Annotated in this window: 14 protein-coding genes and 1 pseudogene; 3 read left to right on the top strand and 12 right to left on the bottom strand. The window is 54.3% G+C overall.

The window, feature by feature from the left end; all coding sequences use genetic code 11:
- The first annotated feature begins 74 nt into the window (after positions 1-74).
- Positions 75-962 (top strand): MurR/RpiR family transcriptional regulator, encoded by an 888-nt coding sequence (locus J8X26_RS09545; RefSeq protein WP_208950764.1) that lies wholly within the window; start codon positions 75-77, stop codon positions 960-962.
- A gap of 146 nt (positions 963-1,108) precedes the next feature.
- Here J8X26_RS09545 and J8X26_RS09540 read toward each other — a convergent pair whose 3' ends face one another.
- The 12 genes and pseudogenes from J8X26_RS09540 to J8X26_RS09485 form a co-directional block, all read right to left on the bottom strand.
- Positions 1,109-1,615: a protein disulfide oxidoreductase gene (locus J8X26_RS09540; RefSeq protein ID WP_208950763.1), complete on the bottom strand. Its 507-nt coding sequence runs from the start codon at positions 1,613-1,615 to the stop codon at positions 1,109-1,111.
- Positions 1,602-2,186 (bottom strand): DsbA family protein, encoded by a 585-nt coding sequence (locus tag J8X26_RS09535; RefSeq protein WP_208950762.1) that lies wholly within the window; start codon positions 2,184-2,186, stop codon positions 1,602-1,604. The genes J8X26_RS09540 and J8X26_RS09535 overlap by 14 nt, the downstream gene beginning before the upstream one ends.
- Positions 2,186-4,231 carry a protein-disulfide reductase DsbD gene (locus tag J8X26_RS09530; protein WP_208950761.1) on the bottom strand — a complete coding sequence of 682 codons (2,046 nt, stop codon included), beginning with the start codon at positions 4,229-4,231 and terminating at the stop codon, positions 2,186-2,188. Before J8X26_RS09530 ends, J8X26_RS09535 begins: the two co-directional genes overlap by 1 nt.
- Positions 4,232-4,298: 67 nt before the next feature.
- The gene (locus J8X26_RS09525; RefSeq protein WP_152323816.1) at positions 4,299-4,664 is read right to left on the bottom strand and encodes a copper resistance protein; all 366 of its coding nucleotides are present in this window, start codon (positions 4,662-4,664) and stop codon (positions 4,299-4,301) included.
- 117 nt (positions 4,665-4,781) lie between these two features.
- Entirely contained in the window at positions 4,782-6,047 is a 1,266-nt protein-coding gene (gene umuC / locus J8X26_RS09520; RefSeq protein WP_208950760.1) for a translesion error-prone DNA polymerase V subunit UmuC, read from the bottom strand.
- Positions 6,031-6,468, bottom strand: coding sequence for a translesion error-prone DNA polymerase V autoproteolytic subunit (umuD, locus tag J8X26_RS09515; RefSeq protein WP_152323814.1), 438 nt, complete (start codon positions 6,466-6,468; stop codon positions 6,031-6,033). The genes umuC and umuD overlap by 17 nt, the downstream gene beginning before the upstream one ends.
- 155 nt (positions 6,469-6,623) lie before the next feature.
- Entirely contained in the window at positions 6,624-9,704 is a 3,081-nt protein-coding gene (locus J8X26_RS09510) for an efflux RND transporter permease subunit (protein ID WP_208950759.1), read from the bottom strand.
- On the bottom strand, positions 9,701-10,843 hold the full coding sequence (locus J8X26_RS09505) for an efflux RND transporter periplasmic adaptor subunit (RefSeq protein WP_208950758.1): 1,143 nt from the start codon (positions 10,841-10,843) through the stop codon (positions 9,701-9,703). Before J8X26_RS09505 ends, J8X26_RS09510 begins: the two co-directional genes overlap by 4 nt.
- 93 nt (positions 10,844-10,936) lie before the next feature.
- Positions 10,937-11,170: pseudogene (locus J8X26_RS09500) on the bottom strand (ATP-binding protein); the annotation flags it as partial.
- A 241-nt stretch (positions 11,171-11,411) separates the two neighbouring features.
- Entirely contained in the window at positions 11,412-11,606 is a 195-nt protein-coding gene (locus tag J8X26_RS09495; protein ID WP_208950757.1) for a hypothetical protein, read from the bottom strand.
- 26 nt (positions 11,607-11,632) lie between these two features.
- On the bottom strand, positions 11,633-12,070 hold the full coding sequence (locus J8X26_RS09490; RefSeq protein WP_208950756.1) for a hypothetical protein: 438 nt from the start codon (positions 12,068-12,070) through the stop codon (positions 11,633-11,635).
- A gap of 11 nt (positions 12,071-12,081) precedes the next feature.
- A complete protein-coding gene (locus tag J8X26_RS09485; RefSeq protein WP_208950755.1) occupies positions 12,082-12,483 on the bottom strand; it encodes a DNA-binding protein in 402 nt (133 codons plus the stop codon).
- Positions 12,484-12,686: 203 nt separating this feature from the next.
- Between J8X26_RS09485 and J8X26_RS09480 the strand changes: the two genes are divergently transcribed.
- Together J8X26_RS09480 and J8X26_RS09475 are read left to right on the top strand one after the other, a co-directional pair.
- Entirely contained in the window at positions 12,687-12,899 is a 213-nt protein-coding gene (locus J8X26_RS09480; RefSeq protein ID WP_208950754.1) for a helix-turn-helix transcriptional regulator, read from the top strand.
- 2 nt (positions 12,900-12,901) lie between these two features.
- On the top strand, positions 12,902-14,818 hold a 1,917-nt coding region (locus J8X26_RS09475; protein ID WP_208950753.1), incomplete at its 3' end, for a Mu transposase C-terminal domain-containing protein.

Below are 14,818 nucleotides of genomic sequence, written 5' to 3'. Positions count from 1 at the left end.
ATAAGATAAAATTCCTCTCAGAAGCACTGACGCTTACCCATACACTTTTAAAGCAAAGGGATCGGGTTCATTCCATGGCCGCCACTCCGTTAAAAAAACGTATTGATGTATTTGGTGAACGTTATCGTGCGCGGGCACACGCACTTTCACCACGCTTACAGGCCGTGGTGAGATATATCTATGACAATCGTGAGACTGTTCTGGAATCCACGGCATTAGAAATTGCTGCCGCAACGGAAACCTCGGATGCCACCGTGATCCGCGCAATTCAGGCATTAGGGTTTGCCGGTTTGCGTGATATGAAAAAAACGCTGGAAGCGTGGCTCGGCACGGCGATTAATTCAGAAGAAAAGATGATCACGACGGTCAGCGAGCTGGCCTGCGATATTAATTCCGGTATCGATTTCGTTCTCGATGGCCATAAACGTGCGTGCGATACGCTTTCGGAACCCGGCAACCGGCAGGCGATATCTGAAGCCGTCGCGTTGCTGATTGGCGCGCGTCAGGTGGGGCTTTTTGGCATTAATGCCTCGGGAATTCTGGCGGATTACAGCGCGCGGCTTTTCAACCGTATCGGTATTCAGGCCGTTTCGCTTAACCGTTCCGGCGTCGCGCTGGCGGAACAGCTGATCAGCCTGCAACGTGGCGATGTGCTGATTATGATGGCGCAAAAAAACGCGCACAAAGAAGGAACGACCACGGTTCGCGAGGCAAAACGTCTGGGGATCCCGATCATTTTGCTGACGCACGCCACGGAATCTTTCTTCGCCAAAGAAGCGACCCTCGTGATCAACGTGCCACGCGGCGGCGAAAATGGCCGGATGCCGCTGCATGGCACCGTGCTGGTTTGTCTGGAAATGCTGATATTATCGGTCGCATCCGCCACATCCTCCCGCACGGTCAAAACCATGACCCGCATTCAGGATTTATACCGGACACTGAAACCGTCAAACAAGAAGTGAGGCGTTATGATCTGCGTTTTTGGCCATCTCAACCCGGACAGTGACACTATTTGCAGTGCGCTGGTCACCGCCGCCTGGCTTAACGAGTAGAAAGGCCTTCACCACGGTGAAGGCCTTGTGTTTCGGACGATAGCAGCAACGGCAAATCAGGTACGGATTTGCGCCCACCACAGCCGCGCTTTCATTCCCCAGTAAGAAGTCCAGCCGGTCGTTGTGGCAATCACCTGCCCTTTATCAATAACAACGAATGTCGGGGTGACGCCAATATTCCACTGTGCCGACAAATCGCCGCGGGCATCGTTAACCACCGGCATGTGAATGCCCTTTCCGTGCAGATAACGCTCCAGCGTGGCGTTATCCCCTGAACGCAATGCCACGGTCAGGACGTTCTCCCCTTCTTCTGCCAGCCGGGAAACTGAAGGTGTGGTCATTTTGCACACGCCGCACCACGTTGCCCAGAAGTAGACCAGCAGCGGGCGCTGCTGACTTTGTTGGCTGAGCGTCACGGACTGATTGCTGAGAGTCTGCAACGGCTGGCTGCCAAAACTGGCCGGTGCCTGCGGCGCGCGCAGAAAATCCATTCCCAGCATCACGACCAAAATCAGCACGACGAAAATCGCCCCTTCGCGCACCCAGCGTTTAAGCCTGATCATGTTTTGCCTTCGCCAGTTGTTCCTTCACGACTTTCTGCAAATCCTCCCAGGAGATGGCACCCGCAATCAGCTGATCGCCAATGATCGTCGCAGGCGTTCCCTGAATGCCCAATACCTCGGCGATTTCCACATTGGTTTTCAGTTCAAGATAACTGGCGGGCGTCACGCGGATGGGTTCCAGTCCGGCATATTTCACCGCCTCGAGCGCACTGGCTTCATCATGCTGCCCTTTTTTAGACATCAGCCGCTGGTGTACCACCAGAAACTTTTCCGGATGCTGCTCCCAGACCGTCATCGCCGCACGACCGGCAATAATGGAGCTCGCGCCGCGAAAAGGCAGCAGTTTAATCACCACTTTGATATCTGGATTTTCCTTCGCGACTTTTTCCAGCATCGGATCAAACTGCTTGCAGTAAGGACAGTTGTAATCGGTGAAGGACACAATGGTCAGCCGGGGATTTTTCGCGCCAAACCACGGCGAGGCCGGGTTGTTAAACAGCGTATCTTCCGGCGTCATCGCCAGAACCACCGGAGAAATCACCATCATCATAATCAGCATTAACGTTTTCATTATCGGGCTCCACGGGCATCTTCCAGCCTCTGTAATACGGCGTCACGGGTAAGCAACGGCGATAAGATTTCACCGGCAGGATTGTGCGGACCATAAATTTGATTAAACGGCACGGCGACGCTGCCGCGTTTTTGCAGGAAGTCATTGATCGGTTTTGACGGCAACGTCCAGTCACCGCGCAGGGCCACAACGTCGTTTTCCGTCAGGGCTTTCTGCACATCGTCGCGCATCAGTACGTTGTATTTGTTGGCTTTACAGGTCACACACCAGTCGGCGGTGACATCCACAAAGACCACTTTATTTGCCGCCAGCGCGGTCTGAATCGCCTCTTCGGACAAGGGTTGCCAGGCAATATCATCGCGCAGTGGCTTCCCGCCTGTGCCTGAAAAGTGCGAGGCCATGACGATCACGGCACTGGCCAGAAGCGCGCCCGCCCCCGCAGTTAACGCCGAATTACGCAAGCCATAGCGGCGCAGGGAGAAGGCGAACAGCATCACCAGCAAGACACCCGCCAGCACGGCCACCGTCAGCGCAGAGAAATGGTTTTGCATCAGGCTGAGCAACCAGAGACAGGCCGACAGCATCAGCGCGCCGAGGAAAAGCCGCAGCCTTAGCATCCAGCGCCCCGGCCGCGGCAGACACATCGCCAGCCCCGGCCACAGGGCAATCATCAGCCACGGCAGACTCATGCCGATGCCCAGCATCAGGAACAGCCCCCACAGAACCGGCAGCGGTGCGGCCAGCGCGAACGCCACCGCCGTGCCGAGAAACGGCGCGGAACAGGGCGTCGCCAGCAGCGTGGCAAAAGCGCCTTCAGCGAAGTGTCCGCTGAGACCGGAACGCTGATGCGTCGCCAGACGGGTGGTCATCTTTGAGGGCAGATTAATTTCAAACAACCCCAGCAGATTGGCGGTAAATACGGCCGTGACCAGCACCATCAGCCCGATAAACCACGGGCTCTGAAACTGAATGCCCCAGCCCAGCGTCTGATGGGTGTAACGGAGCAGCGTCATCAGTAACGCCAGCGCCAGAAACGAGGTGATAATCCCGCCCGATGACGCCAGAAACTGCACGCGAATGCTTTTCCGGTTGCGCTGTTCCACCTGCAAAATACTGCCGAGTTTCATCCCCAGCACCGGCAGAACGCAGGGCATAAGATTGAGAATGAAACCACCGGCCAGTGCCATCAGCGCCACCTGCCAGAGTGCGACCGCGCCCGGCGCGCCGGCAGAAAGCGGGCTCACTTTCAGGTAATTTTGCTGCGCCAGACCATTGTCCGACAACACGATACTCAGCGTTTTGCCCGTGATATCCGCCGCCTTATCGCCCCATTCGTCGGTCACGGGCAGCGTGAACCGCGCCAGTTGCCCGTCCACTTTCACCACCGGCTTGCCCAGCGAACTGCCTTCCAGCGTGTCGGTAAACACTTGCGGATTTTGCCAGCCCTGCCCGCGGTGAGCGGTGATCTGCAATACGCCGGGGCGATATCCCGCCGTCACGCTGTCTGTCAGCCCTTCAGCTATCGGCACTTTACCCATTGCCGCGGCGAACTCGCGTGCGAATTCTGCGCTGTCCGTACTGGAACGGAGATCCAGACTGAAAGGATAGTCGGTGAGAATGCACACGTTGCTGCACACCGGCAGTGTCAGCGTTCCGGCAATTGTGCCCGGCTCTTCACCGCTGAGGATGACGGGCAGCGTGACTTCATCGTGATAGCCCTGGGTGGTGATGCCCGCGACATCAAAACGTGCGGGCGTCGGCCAGTACCCTGTAGCCTGTTGCGCCGTGACCGGTTTTTGCCATTCGACTGACGGCGCAATACCGCCTTCCCCCGGCGAACGCCAGTAGGTTTTCCAGCCTTTTTCGAGGCTGACAGAAATCAGCAACCGGGTTTCTTCTTCAGAAGAATCGGCAGGCTGCGCCTGTAAGCGCACTTTCGCGTGGGTATTTTGCGGGCTTTGCAGCCAGCCGGTGTCGGCAGCATATCCGGTATGCAGCCAGAGCATCAGTAAGCAGCCAGCGGCCGCCCTGAATAAATTTCGCATCGATTTTCTCCAAAAATAAAAAAGTCACATCCTGATGAAAAACAGGCGTGTTTTATTCCCGGAGTTTTTATTCCCGAAATACACAGAGCCGCAAATGCACCCGCAGGCGCGGCACGGGGACGGCCTCCGGCACAAGCAGGCGGATCGCCGCCAGATTGCCGCGTGACAAAAAGGCCAGCAGCAGGCTCAGCGCCAGAAACGCAAATTCTAAGAGGAGAGGAGGAACAGAAAGCAGCGATTTGCTGCTGAGCTCGCAGGGAGCGGGAATTTTAGCGATTTCAGAAGTCGTGGATGACGCCTGCGCCGTCGCCGTTTCCTGATGCACGATTGCGGACAGCGCATTCAGCCCGGCGATGCGCTGCGTCATACACGTCAGTATGACCAGACAGGCCAGGCAAAAATAGAGCAGTGCTGAACGCCGTTGTTTATTCACATTTCCCTCGCAAGCAGGCCGCCATTCTAACGGCCACTCAAACATTCACAAGATGTATGAATCATGAATTACAAGAATTTACGCTCAATAATCTGCGCTGCGTGACTCGTTTAGCCGTCAGGCACGTGCCACCGGGACATCGCTCAGACGGGTGGTCCATGCAGGGGATAACATCTCGCGCTTCATCTGCCAGTCCCGCGAGATCCCCTGCCCGGCGAACCACAGCGTCCCTTTTCCTTTATCATTGATTTCATCGAAAAGCGTCATCAGCGCATCGCTGTTGGCACGCGGCGCGCGCTCATCAAATAAGTGCAACTGGGACACGCCCTGACTGAAAAAATCCCCCAGCATTACGCCTGCTTTCTGATACCGGTGCCCTTCTTTCCAGACATCATCCAGACACTTTGTTGCAGCGAAGATAATGTCGCGGGTGTCCTGAGTGGGCGTAATCAGCCGGGTACTCGCCAGATTTCCATAGTAAATCTCCCCTTCCGCGAACGGGCTGGTTTTGACAAAGACGGAAATCTGCCGGCAAAACTGATGCTCTGCGCGCAGCTTTTCAGAAGCCCGCGTGGCGTAATAACAGATGGCTTCACGCATTTCCTGATACGCCGTCACCCACGTGCCGAAAGACCGCGAGCAAACAATTTCCTGTTTGGCGGGCGCAAATTCGTCAAAGCCTAAACAAGGTTCGCCGCGCAGCTCGCGCACGGTGCGTTCCATCACTACATTAAAATTCTTCCGGATAAACCACAGGTCGCATTCGGCAAGCTGGAGCGCCGTTTTAATCCCGGCGTCATTCAGTTTTTTCGATATCCGCCGCCCCACGCCCCAGACCTCTTCGACCGGTACATACGACATCAGCTTTTTCTGACGAACCGGATCAGAGAGATCGATAACGCCCTGACTTTTTGTCCATTTTTTTGCTGCGAAATTGGCGAGTTTTGCCAGCGTTTTCGTCGGCGCAATGCCGACGCCAATGGTCAGCCGCGTATGTTGTTTCACCGTGTCCCTGATTTCCTTGCCGAAGCTTTCTAAATCGAGATCCCCCGGCAACCGGCTGAGATCGAGAAAGGCCTCATCGATGCTATAGATTTCGATTTTCGGACATAACGCGCCCAGCGTCTCCATCACCCTGTGGCTCATATCGCCGTAAAGTTCGTAATTGCTGCTGAAAACCACCACGTTATGTTGCTGAAAAAGTGCCCTTTGTTTGAAGTACGGCGCGCCCATTTTGATTTTGAGCTTCTTCGCTTCCGCCGAAAGCGCAATCACGCAGCCATCATTATTGGACAACACTACGACCGGTTTGCCTTGCAGGTCAGGGCGCCAGGCGACTTCACAACTGGCGTAGAACGAGTTCACATCAGCGAGTGCGTACATTGCGATGCATCGTGCTGATAACGGTGGTGACAACGCCGACAATCTCGACTTGCCGGTCTTCATTCAGCGGAATAGGCGCGTAGGACGGGTTTTCAGCCCGCAGATGAGGATACGGATGGAGCATCAGTCGTTTCACCGTAAATTCTCCGTCCAGACTGGCGACAACGATATCGTTGTGAGCCGGTTTCAGGCTGAAATCGACCAGCAACATTGAGCCATCGATGATCGCCGCGTCCCGCATGGAATCGCCGGAGACTTTAAGCACATAGGTAGAAGAAGGATGCGCAATCAGGTGCGCCACCAGATCGATACCCTTCTCCACATAGTCCGCCGCCGGGCTGGGGAAACCCGCTGCAATAGGGTTTAAATACAACGGGATATCCGTTTTTTGCTGCCGTGCGGCGATTTTGTAAAGCATCATGAGTGGAGTTCCTGCAAACATACTGTATTTATATACAGTATAGTTAATCAGGTGCTCAGATCAATGGCTGCCAGCACAGATCAGCAGGCCCCGCGCCGCCTGCGCGACTATCGTGTTGATCTCGCAGAGAAGAAATTTTGGCGATTTTAAATGCGTCAGATTGAATTTCCGCAAGCGGCCGCCCTCACCTTCTCCCGCTGCATAATCAGGCTCAGCGCAGCCGGAAGCAGCGTAAGCGTGACGAAAGTGGCGACAATTAACCCGCCGATAATCGCGTAAGCCATCGGCCCCCAAAATACCTGTTCGGCGATCGGCAGCATCCCCAGTATTGCCGCGCAGGCCGTCAGCAATATAGGTCTTGAACGGTGCCCGGCGGCGGCCTTGATGGCGTCATCACGGCCCATCCCGGCGATAACGTTATTATCCACTTCGCTGATCAGGATCACCGCGTTGCGGATAATCATTCCCGCCAGCGCGATAATCCCCAGCAGGGCGACAAAACCCATCGGCGTGCCGGTGGGCAACATCGCCAGCACAATGCCGATAAGGCCGAACGGAGCCATGAATAAGGCCAGTAGCATGCGCGAAAAACGCTGCAACTGGATCATCAGCAGGATCAGCATCACGCACAACGTGACCGGCAGCACGGCATACACCGAACCGTTGCCTTTATCTGACTCCGCCACCACGCCGCCCTCCTCGATTTTATATCCGGAAGGCATCGCCGCACGGATACGCGAAACCCGCGGCGCGAGCTGCTGCGATACGGTTTCGGCATGCAGCCCCGGCGCTAAATCCGTCTGAACGGTAATGAACGGCAGCCGCTGGCGACGCCACACAACCGGATCGTCAATCCCCCAGACCGGTGTCGCGACCTGACTTATCGGGATTTTTTGCCCCGTTGCGGTGGTGATCATCAGGCCCGACAGCGTGGTGATATCCTGACGCTCGCGGTTGTTCGCCCGCAGAACAACATCAATCAGCCGGTTTTTATCCCGGACGGTGGTGACGACGCTGCCTGACCAGACGGTGTTAAGCAAAGCCGCAAGACTTTCCGAAGAAACGCCTGCCGCACGCGCTGCCGTCTGATTCACCCGCAGCGTTATTACCCGCTCGGGCTCTCCGGCGGTCAGATTCACTTCGCGCGTAACCGGAACCTCACCCAGCGTGGCAGCGAGATGTTGGGCGATCTGTCTGACCTGCGCATAGTCCGGGCCGCTGACGCGATATTTTACCGGCCACCCGACCGGCGGGCCGAGTTCCAGCGGGGAAACGCGCGTGGTGATGTCGCTGAAATCACGGGCTAAAATGGCCTCAAGCTGTGCGCGAAGCTTGTCACGGTCTTCCAGATTTTTGGCGACAATGACCAGCTGCGCCGTATTCTCGTTATCCAGTAACACATCCATCGGCAGATAAAAGCGCGCAGCCCCCGACCCGACATAATCCGAATAGTGATCGACATTCCGGTTACCTTGCAGCGCACGTTCCAGGCGTTCAGTTTGCCGCGCGGTTTCTGCCCAGGAAGCATTCGCGGGAAGCGTGAGACTCACCAGTAATTCCGGCCGGTCGGAGGCGGGGAAAAATTCCCCCTGCATAAACGTCGTCGCATACATCGCCATCGCCAGCAACAGACAGGCAATACTCAGCGTGCCCCACCGGTGAAGCAGCACATAATTCAGCAGACGCAGGTAGAAACGCATTAACCGGCCACGCTTTTCACCGTGCGATGCAAGCTTTGCGGGTAAAATCCACGTCCCGATCAGCGGCGAAAAAAGAATGGCGACCACCCAGGAACACAGCAACGCGATAAGCACCACGGCGAACAGGGAGTAACAATATTCACCGGCGCTTGAGGCCGCGAAGCCCACCGGAATAAAACCGGCAATCATCACCAGAGTGCCGGTAAGCATCGGGAATGCCGTCGTTTCAAAAGCGTAAGTGGCGGCGCGCCAGGCCGGATCTCCCGCCTCGATACGCGACACCATCGCTTCAACGGTGATCATCGCGTCATCCACCAGTAACCCGAGCGCAATGATCAGCGCGCCCAGAGAAATGCGCTGTAACCCGATTCCCGCCAGCATCATGCCGATGAACGTCATGGCCAGAACCACCGGAATGGCCGCCGCCACAACCAGCCCGGCGCGGGTGCCGAGTGAAACAAAATAGACGGCTAATACAATGAAAACGGATTCAATCAGCACCCGGATAAAGCTGCTGACGGCCTGTGAAACCACCGCTGACTGATCGGCCACTTTGACCATTTCAATGCCGTGCGGGAGGCGCGTGCGGATGTCCGCCATCCGGTCATTGAGCGCTTTGCCAAAGGACAGCATATTTCCGGCGGAAGCCATAGAAATCGCCAGCCCGATAGCGGGTTGCCCGTTAACACGAAATTCGGGTGCAGGCGGCTCGGCATCCTGACGGCTTATCGTCGCGATATCCGTCAGCGGAATGTAGCGCCCGGCGATGTGCAGCGTCACCGCCTGCAAACTTTGCTCAGACGTCAGGGAGCCGCTTACGCGCAGGGCGATATTTTCACGATCGCTGCGCAAAACACCCGCAGGTTCGACCGCATTTTGCGCTTTCAGGGCGTCGGTGACCTGCTGCAAATCAATGCCCATCCCGGCGAGCTGCGCGGGCGAAAACGCAATCACAATGTTTTCTTCCTGAATGCCCAGCAGGCGGGTTTTGCCGATGTCCGGCAGCGACATCAGGCTGCGGCTGATGTCTTCCACGCGGTCGCGCAGTTCACGCGGCGAGTAACCCTCAGCGGTAAACCCATAAATCGTGCCAAACGTATCATCGAACTCATCGTTGACCGACGGCCCCTGCACGCCTGCGGGCAGCGACGGGGCGATATCCTGCATTTTTTTACGCACCTGATACCAGATGCCTGCAACCTCTGCGGGCGGCGTATCATCACGCAAGTTAACGAAAATCACCGATTGCCCGGCGCGGGTCTCGCTCTCAACGAAATCAAGATACTGGATTTCCTGAAGTTTTTTCTCCAGCGTATCCGTGATCAGATTGACCGTATCCGTCACGCTGGCACCCGGCCAGCTTGCAGAGACTACCGCCGTTTTAATGGTAAACGCCGGATCCTCGTTGCGCGGCAGTTGCTCATAACTGAAGACACCGGCGGCCATGAGCAGAAGCATAAAAAAGGCGATCAGCGGCTGATGTGCCAGCGCCCAGGCGGAGAGATTGAACCGGTGTACGGGAGTGGACGGCTTCATTCGCTGCCTTCCCCCAGCGTCACTTTTTCGCCATTGCGCAGTTTACTCACACCGGCAATCGCGACCGTTTCGCCGGGACTCAGGCCAGCCGAAATAAAGATTTCTTTGGTGCTGTAACGCGCTAAAACCACCGGTTGCAGGTGCAACGTCAGCGTTTTGGTATTCACGATAAAAATGGCGGGCTGGCCACCGGCGCGGGTCAGCGCCGACGCAGGCAGTGCGATCGCCGCCTGGCCTGAAGCAGGGAGAATGAGCTGAATGCTGGCCCCCAGCGCCATGGCGGGCGGCGGGTTATCGAGCGTGATACGAACACGCCATGTCCGGGTTTGCGGGTCGGCCTGCGGGCTGATATCCCGTAAATGCCCCGGCGCGATCACTGAAGAGCCGGACAGTAACGAAACGCTAAAAACAGCGCCCGCATGTGCCGGAATCGCCTGCGGATCGGCGACATCAAACACCGCATCACGCCCGCCGCCCGAGGCCAGCGTCACAATCTGTTGCCCGGCGCTGACCACCTGCCCGACCGAGGCGCTGACCTGCGTCACGACGCCGTCCGCCGGTGCGGTCAGTTGTGCCCAGGAGAGATTTTCACGTGCGTTTTTCAGCGCATCTTCACTGCTCTGACGCCGCGCGCGGGCCGCCTGCCAGTCGGATTGTGCGCTATCCAGCTGCGTGCGGGCGATAGCACCGCCCGGCATCAGCAGCTTCATGCGACGGAGATTCAGCGCAGCCAGCTGTTCCGCCGCGCGGGCGCTGTCCAGATCGGCCTGCGCGCTGTTGAGCTGGTTGCGGCGGGTGGCACTTTCCTGCGTCGCGACAATCTGCCCGGCCGCCACACGATCACCGACATCGACCTGACGGGTGAGGATCCTGCCGTCCAGCCGGAAACCCAGCGCCACCTCTTCGCGGGCGCGGATTTCACCTGTCTGGATAACCGTGCCGGAGGCTGAAGGAAGCGGCGCAATCACCACGCGCACCGGCCTTGCGGGTACTACGGGCTGACGGGATTTATCGCCACACCCCGCCAGCACGACGACAACTATCAGCAGACAGGCGGCGGGAAGAAAGGGCAGCAGACGTCCAGCAGCACATAAATGGCGCACGCCGTGGCGGGCATAATCCGTAAAAGTAGCGGTCATGACAGACTTCCTGAATTGAGATACCGCTATTCAATCCGCTCACTGTCCAGATTCCCGCGATATTTCATCAAGGAACCGTCAAGAACCGCTTATTTATTTTCCCGCTTCCGGCTGAGGCAAACTGACCGTGATAACCAGCCCGCCCTGTTCTTTCAGCAAAGCCCGGATGCCGCCGCCATGGGCTTCACATATCGCACGGGCAATGGATAGCCCCAGCCCGCTGCCCCCGGAGTGCCGGGCGCGGGAAGATTCTGCCCGGCTGAAGCGTTCAAACATTACCGGCAGAAAACCCGCATCGACACCCGGCCCGTGATCCCGAAACGCAATCTCTGTGGGGTGGTAATCATTTCTGCACTGATCGGGGCAACCTCTGATTCAACGACAGCCCTTTAGCGACGCGGCTTAGCAGGGATTTACTGATTTTGCACTCGGCGTGAGAAAATGACGAAAAAGTGATTTTTTTGAATCATTTTCTGCATTCTTTGATTCTGGTTTGAATAAGTTTGAAAGGGGTTTAAATTAACTTAATAATCTTTGAGCGCCAGACAGGGCGCTCAGCATGCAGATACTATTTTTTGTTCCAAATAGTTTGATAAAGGCGCTTTATCTCATCATCAGTTAGTTCTGTCATCGAAGATTTTGAAAACGTTTTGAGCATGTGCTGCTTGCGCCATGTTTGCCAACCTTTTTCGGAGCAACGCGCCTGGATTGACTGTATTGCCTTTTTTCTCCAGTCGCTCACCTTTGCAGGTGCGGAAGCCATGTTTCTAAGTTTACCTATCTGTGTCCTTAGATACTTAATGGCTTTGTCAAAGTTTGTTTTTTTATTTCGTGATAACTATTCACATCCATGAAACCGTTAAGCATCGCCCACGCTTTTTGGTAGCTTAATGGTGATTTCTTAATCGCTTCCTCCATGCCAACCCATTCATAAAGCAATGACTTAATTGCCTTTTTTTGGCTGGCATCTACAACGCCCTCTCCCGTTCTCACATAAACTTTATTGCGAATCGAACCGTTAATATGAATGGGGCCATTGTTTACGAAGTTTCCGTTTCCCACAATGTTGCCGGAACCATTTATATGATTGGAGGTTGCTGATGGTTGTCCTTCACCTTCTATCAGTGATGGTGATTCATTAGAAATCATTTTGGCAATATTCAATAACTCATCTTCAAGAGAGTTTTGGCGTTTGCCTAGCGCTACGATTTTATGATCATCTTTCATAATTCCTCCTATTATGCGACTAAATCTATGGTTTCTCGGACTAAGTCTATGTCTATGAAATCATTTGATTTTGCTGCCCGGTAAAGGATTGCTATTACTCTGGCTTTTGTTGTCGCGGAAAGAGTCTTGTGTCCCGATTGAAGCAATATCTCCACAGCCTCAATCACTTTAGTCAAAACCGTGATATCAACTATGGTTGCTTGTTCAATCTGTCCGCCTAAAGCCGCTTGCGTCTCAGGCGGTAACGACGAAATGTGAAACTCAAAGGCTATACCACGCGTTCCCTTTTTTTGTCTGCGCTCCCAACCTTCTTTATTAGCTCTGCGGTTTACGCTGCTTTTGTCTCCAGGTAACCCAGGCAACCCAGCTAACTCATTTGCCGTGTACCACTTTTTAGATGCAACCAAAACCATTACCTCTCATTGCGATATGGGCGCGTTATCGTTGCGCGCAATCAAGATATTTATGCAACAAAAACAAATGGTTAATGATTTTTGGTAAATTAATATGATTGCGTATGTTGCAATGAAAACGCAATGACAGTATATTTTTCATAGCCGAGTGGGTACTCGCATTGGTAGCTAGTTAGTTATTCAACTTGTAAGGATGGCATGAAATGACTGCCGAAAAAAGAAGAAACATGCATAGGGCCGATATCATCGCGGCTCTGCACAAGAAAGGCATGACCCTTTCTGGATTAGGACGTGATCATAATTTATCGCCCTATACACTAAAAAATGCGCTTGATAAGCCTTACCCCAAAGGGGAGCTAATTATTGCTTCTGCGGTGGGGCTTGAACCCCAGATAATTTGGCCTGAGAGGTATTAGCCATGAGTGAACTATTTTTCTGGGTTACAAGTATGGAGATTGCCAGTCTCAATGCAGCCCCTTCAGCCATTAGTTCCATTATTAGGAGAGCTAATAAGCAAGGATGGATTAGCCGCCAGAAGGAGGGAGGACGCGGAATTTCGTATGAATTTGATTCCCGTTGTTTACCTGAAGAATGGCAAAAAGAATTATTAAATCGCCATTATTCAAAAGTCCTTGAGCAGACCAGTAGTGATGTTCCTGCGGTAGTAGAAAAAACGAGCATGCGTGTTAAATCTGGTTCGGTTGAACTTGATTTATATCGTAAATGTCCTGCGCTGCTCGATAAGAAGCTGGGTGAACTGACTGACGATCAGAAGGCAGTTGCTGATGCCCGCATGAAGCTGGTTTGCGGTGTGCTTAAGCTGATGAACGTCGGCGGCATGAAGCGCAAGGCGGCTGTTGAGCTGATTTCAAACAGTTCAAAAAATGATGCTCTGTCACCTGAAATGCAGAATGCCGCGCTGGTGGCTAATGCCCGCAAAGGAGAGACACGCAAGGGTGTGTGTGTGCGTTCCCTGCAAAAATGGGTATCGGATTACATGGCGGCGAAAACGCCCGGTGAGAAGATGGCCATAATTGCGCCGGGCAAAGTTAAAGCGAAACCGGTTACATCTTATACGTGGATGCCTGAGTTTTTGTTGTTCTGGCGCCACACCAATCAGCCAACCGTAACAATGGCTTATGAAGATTTTGAAGAAGAGTGGCGCACACAATATGCGGGGAATGAAATGATGCTCTCCCTGCTGCCCAAAGTCGATACGGTGCGATATGCGCTTAATAAGATACCTAAAGCCGAACGGGAACGCGGTCGTGTGACCGGTGCCGAGTATAAATCCATGCTGCCGTTCGTCCGGCGCGACTGGTCAAAATTACCGGTTAATGGTGCATGGATTGGCGATGGCCACGGCATGAAGCTGGAAGCCTTGCACCCTGAAACGGGTAAGCCTTTCAAACCGGAGATCACCATGGTTATCGAAGGGCCGACGCGGGTTGTTGTGGGATGGAGTCTGGCCATGTCGGAAAGCCAGGTTGCTGTGGGTGATGCTATTCGCGATGCAGTATCAAAATACGGCATTCCGTTAATTTATTACTCAGATAACGGCGGTGGTGAAAAGAATGAATTTTTTGATGCCGATATTACCGGGATATTTTCTCGCCTCGGTATCGATCACCCTACGGGGATTCCAGGAAACCCGCAGGCACGCGGCATTATTGAACGTCTGAATCAGGAAATCCCAAAGCGTGTCGCCAAAAAGTTTGGTTCGTATGTGGGTAAATATGGTGACCGGGAAGCACAGCGCATTTATCGCAAACAGGTAGATTCAGCGGTAAACGCCATTGAGAAAGGCAAGGAACTGAAAGCTGTTCAAAAGGCAGCAATAGCGAAAGTACCGCACTGGGACGAGCTGATCGCCGAAATCGAATGCCAGATTGAGCGCCACAACAACCGGCCTCATGACAGTCTGCCAATGCGTGAAAATGGTCAACACTGGTCACCGGTTGCCTACCGCAAGATGTTGATAGCGCGTGACAAGGTGGAGATTGATTATCTGACCAGTGCGGAGTTGCATGAAATGTTCCGCCCTGAAGTAGAGCGCAAGGCCGTTAAAGGTGAAGTGCGGGTGTTTAATAACCGGTATTTCAGCACCGAACTGTCGCGTGTCGAGGGTGAAAATGTTCGGGTTTGTTTTGATATTCATGACCCGAATACTGTCATCATCCGAAAAATGGACGGCTCATGGGTGTGTGATGCGGTCTGGGATGGCAATAAGGTGGATGCATTCGCCAAGCCTTACGTTGATCAGCTTCAGGAAAAACGTCATCAGCGCCGTCGTCAGCGGCTTGAGCAGCAGATTGCTCGTGTGGATGAAGAACTG

This window comes from Rahnella sp. ChDrAdgB13, from assembly GCF_017655185.1.
Taxonomy (GTDB): domain Bacteria; phylum Pseudomonadota; class Gammaproteobacteria; order Enterobacterales; family Enterobacteriaceae; genus Rahnella; species Rahnella contaminans.
Note: the sequence above shows the minus strand (reverse complement) of the source record. Positions and strands in the feature narration are given on the sequence as shown.

Excerpts from the sequence above, each read along its gene's own strand:
- J8X26_RS09545 (WP_208950764.1), top strand. The coding sequence starts at position 75 with ATGGCCGCCACTCCGTTAAAAAAACGTATTGATGTATTTGGTGAACGT.
- umuD (WP_152323814.1), bottom strand. The coding sequence starts at position 6,468 with ATGATGCTTTACAAAATCGCCGCACGGCAGCAAAAAACGGATATCCCG.
- umuC (WP_208950760.1), bottom strand. The coding sequence starts at position 6,047 with ATGTACGCACTCGCTGATGTGAACTCGTTCTACGCCAGTTGTGAAGTC.
- J8X26_RS09510 (WP_208950759.1), bottom strand. The coding sequence starts at position 9,704 with ATGAAGCCGTCCACTCCCGTACACCGGTTCAATCTCTCCGCCTGGGCG.
- J8X26_RS09535 (WP_208950762.1), bottom strand. The coding sequence starts at position 2,186 with ATGAAAACGTTAATGCTGATTATGATGATGGTGATTTCTCCGGTGGTT.
- J8X26_RS09485 (WP_208950755.1), bottom strand. The coding sequence starts at position 12,483 with ATGGTTTTGGTTGCATCTAAAAAGTGGTACACGGCAAATGAGTTAGCT.
- J8X26_RS09490 (WP_208950756.1), bottom strand. The coding sequence starts at position 12,070 with ATGAAAGATGATCATAAAATCGTAGCGCTAGGCAAACGCCAAAACTCT.
- J8X26_RS09495 (WP_208950757.1), bottom strand. The coding sequence starts at position 11,606 with ATGGCTTCCGCACCTGCAAAGGTGAGCGACTGGAGAAAAAAGGCAATA.
- J8X26_RS09480 (WP_208950754.1), top strand. The coding sequence starts at position 12,687 with ATGACTGCCGAAAAAAGAAGAAACATGCATAGGGCCGATATCATCGCG.
- J8X26_RS09505 (WP_208950758.1), bottom strand. The coding sequence starts at position 10,843 with ATGACCGCTACTTTTACGGATTATGCCCGCCACGGCGTGCGCCATTTA.
- J8X26_RS09540 (WP_208950763.1), bottom strand. The coding sequence starts at position 1,615 with ATGATCAGGCTTAAACGCTGGGTGCGCGAAGGGGCGATTTTCGTCGTG.
- J8X26_RS09530 (WP_208950761.1), bottom strand. The coding sequence starts at position 4,231 with ATGCGAAATTTATTCAGGGCGGCCGCTGGCTGCTTACTGATGCTCTGG.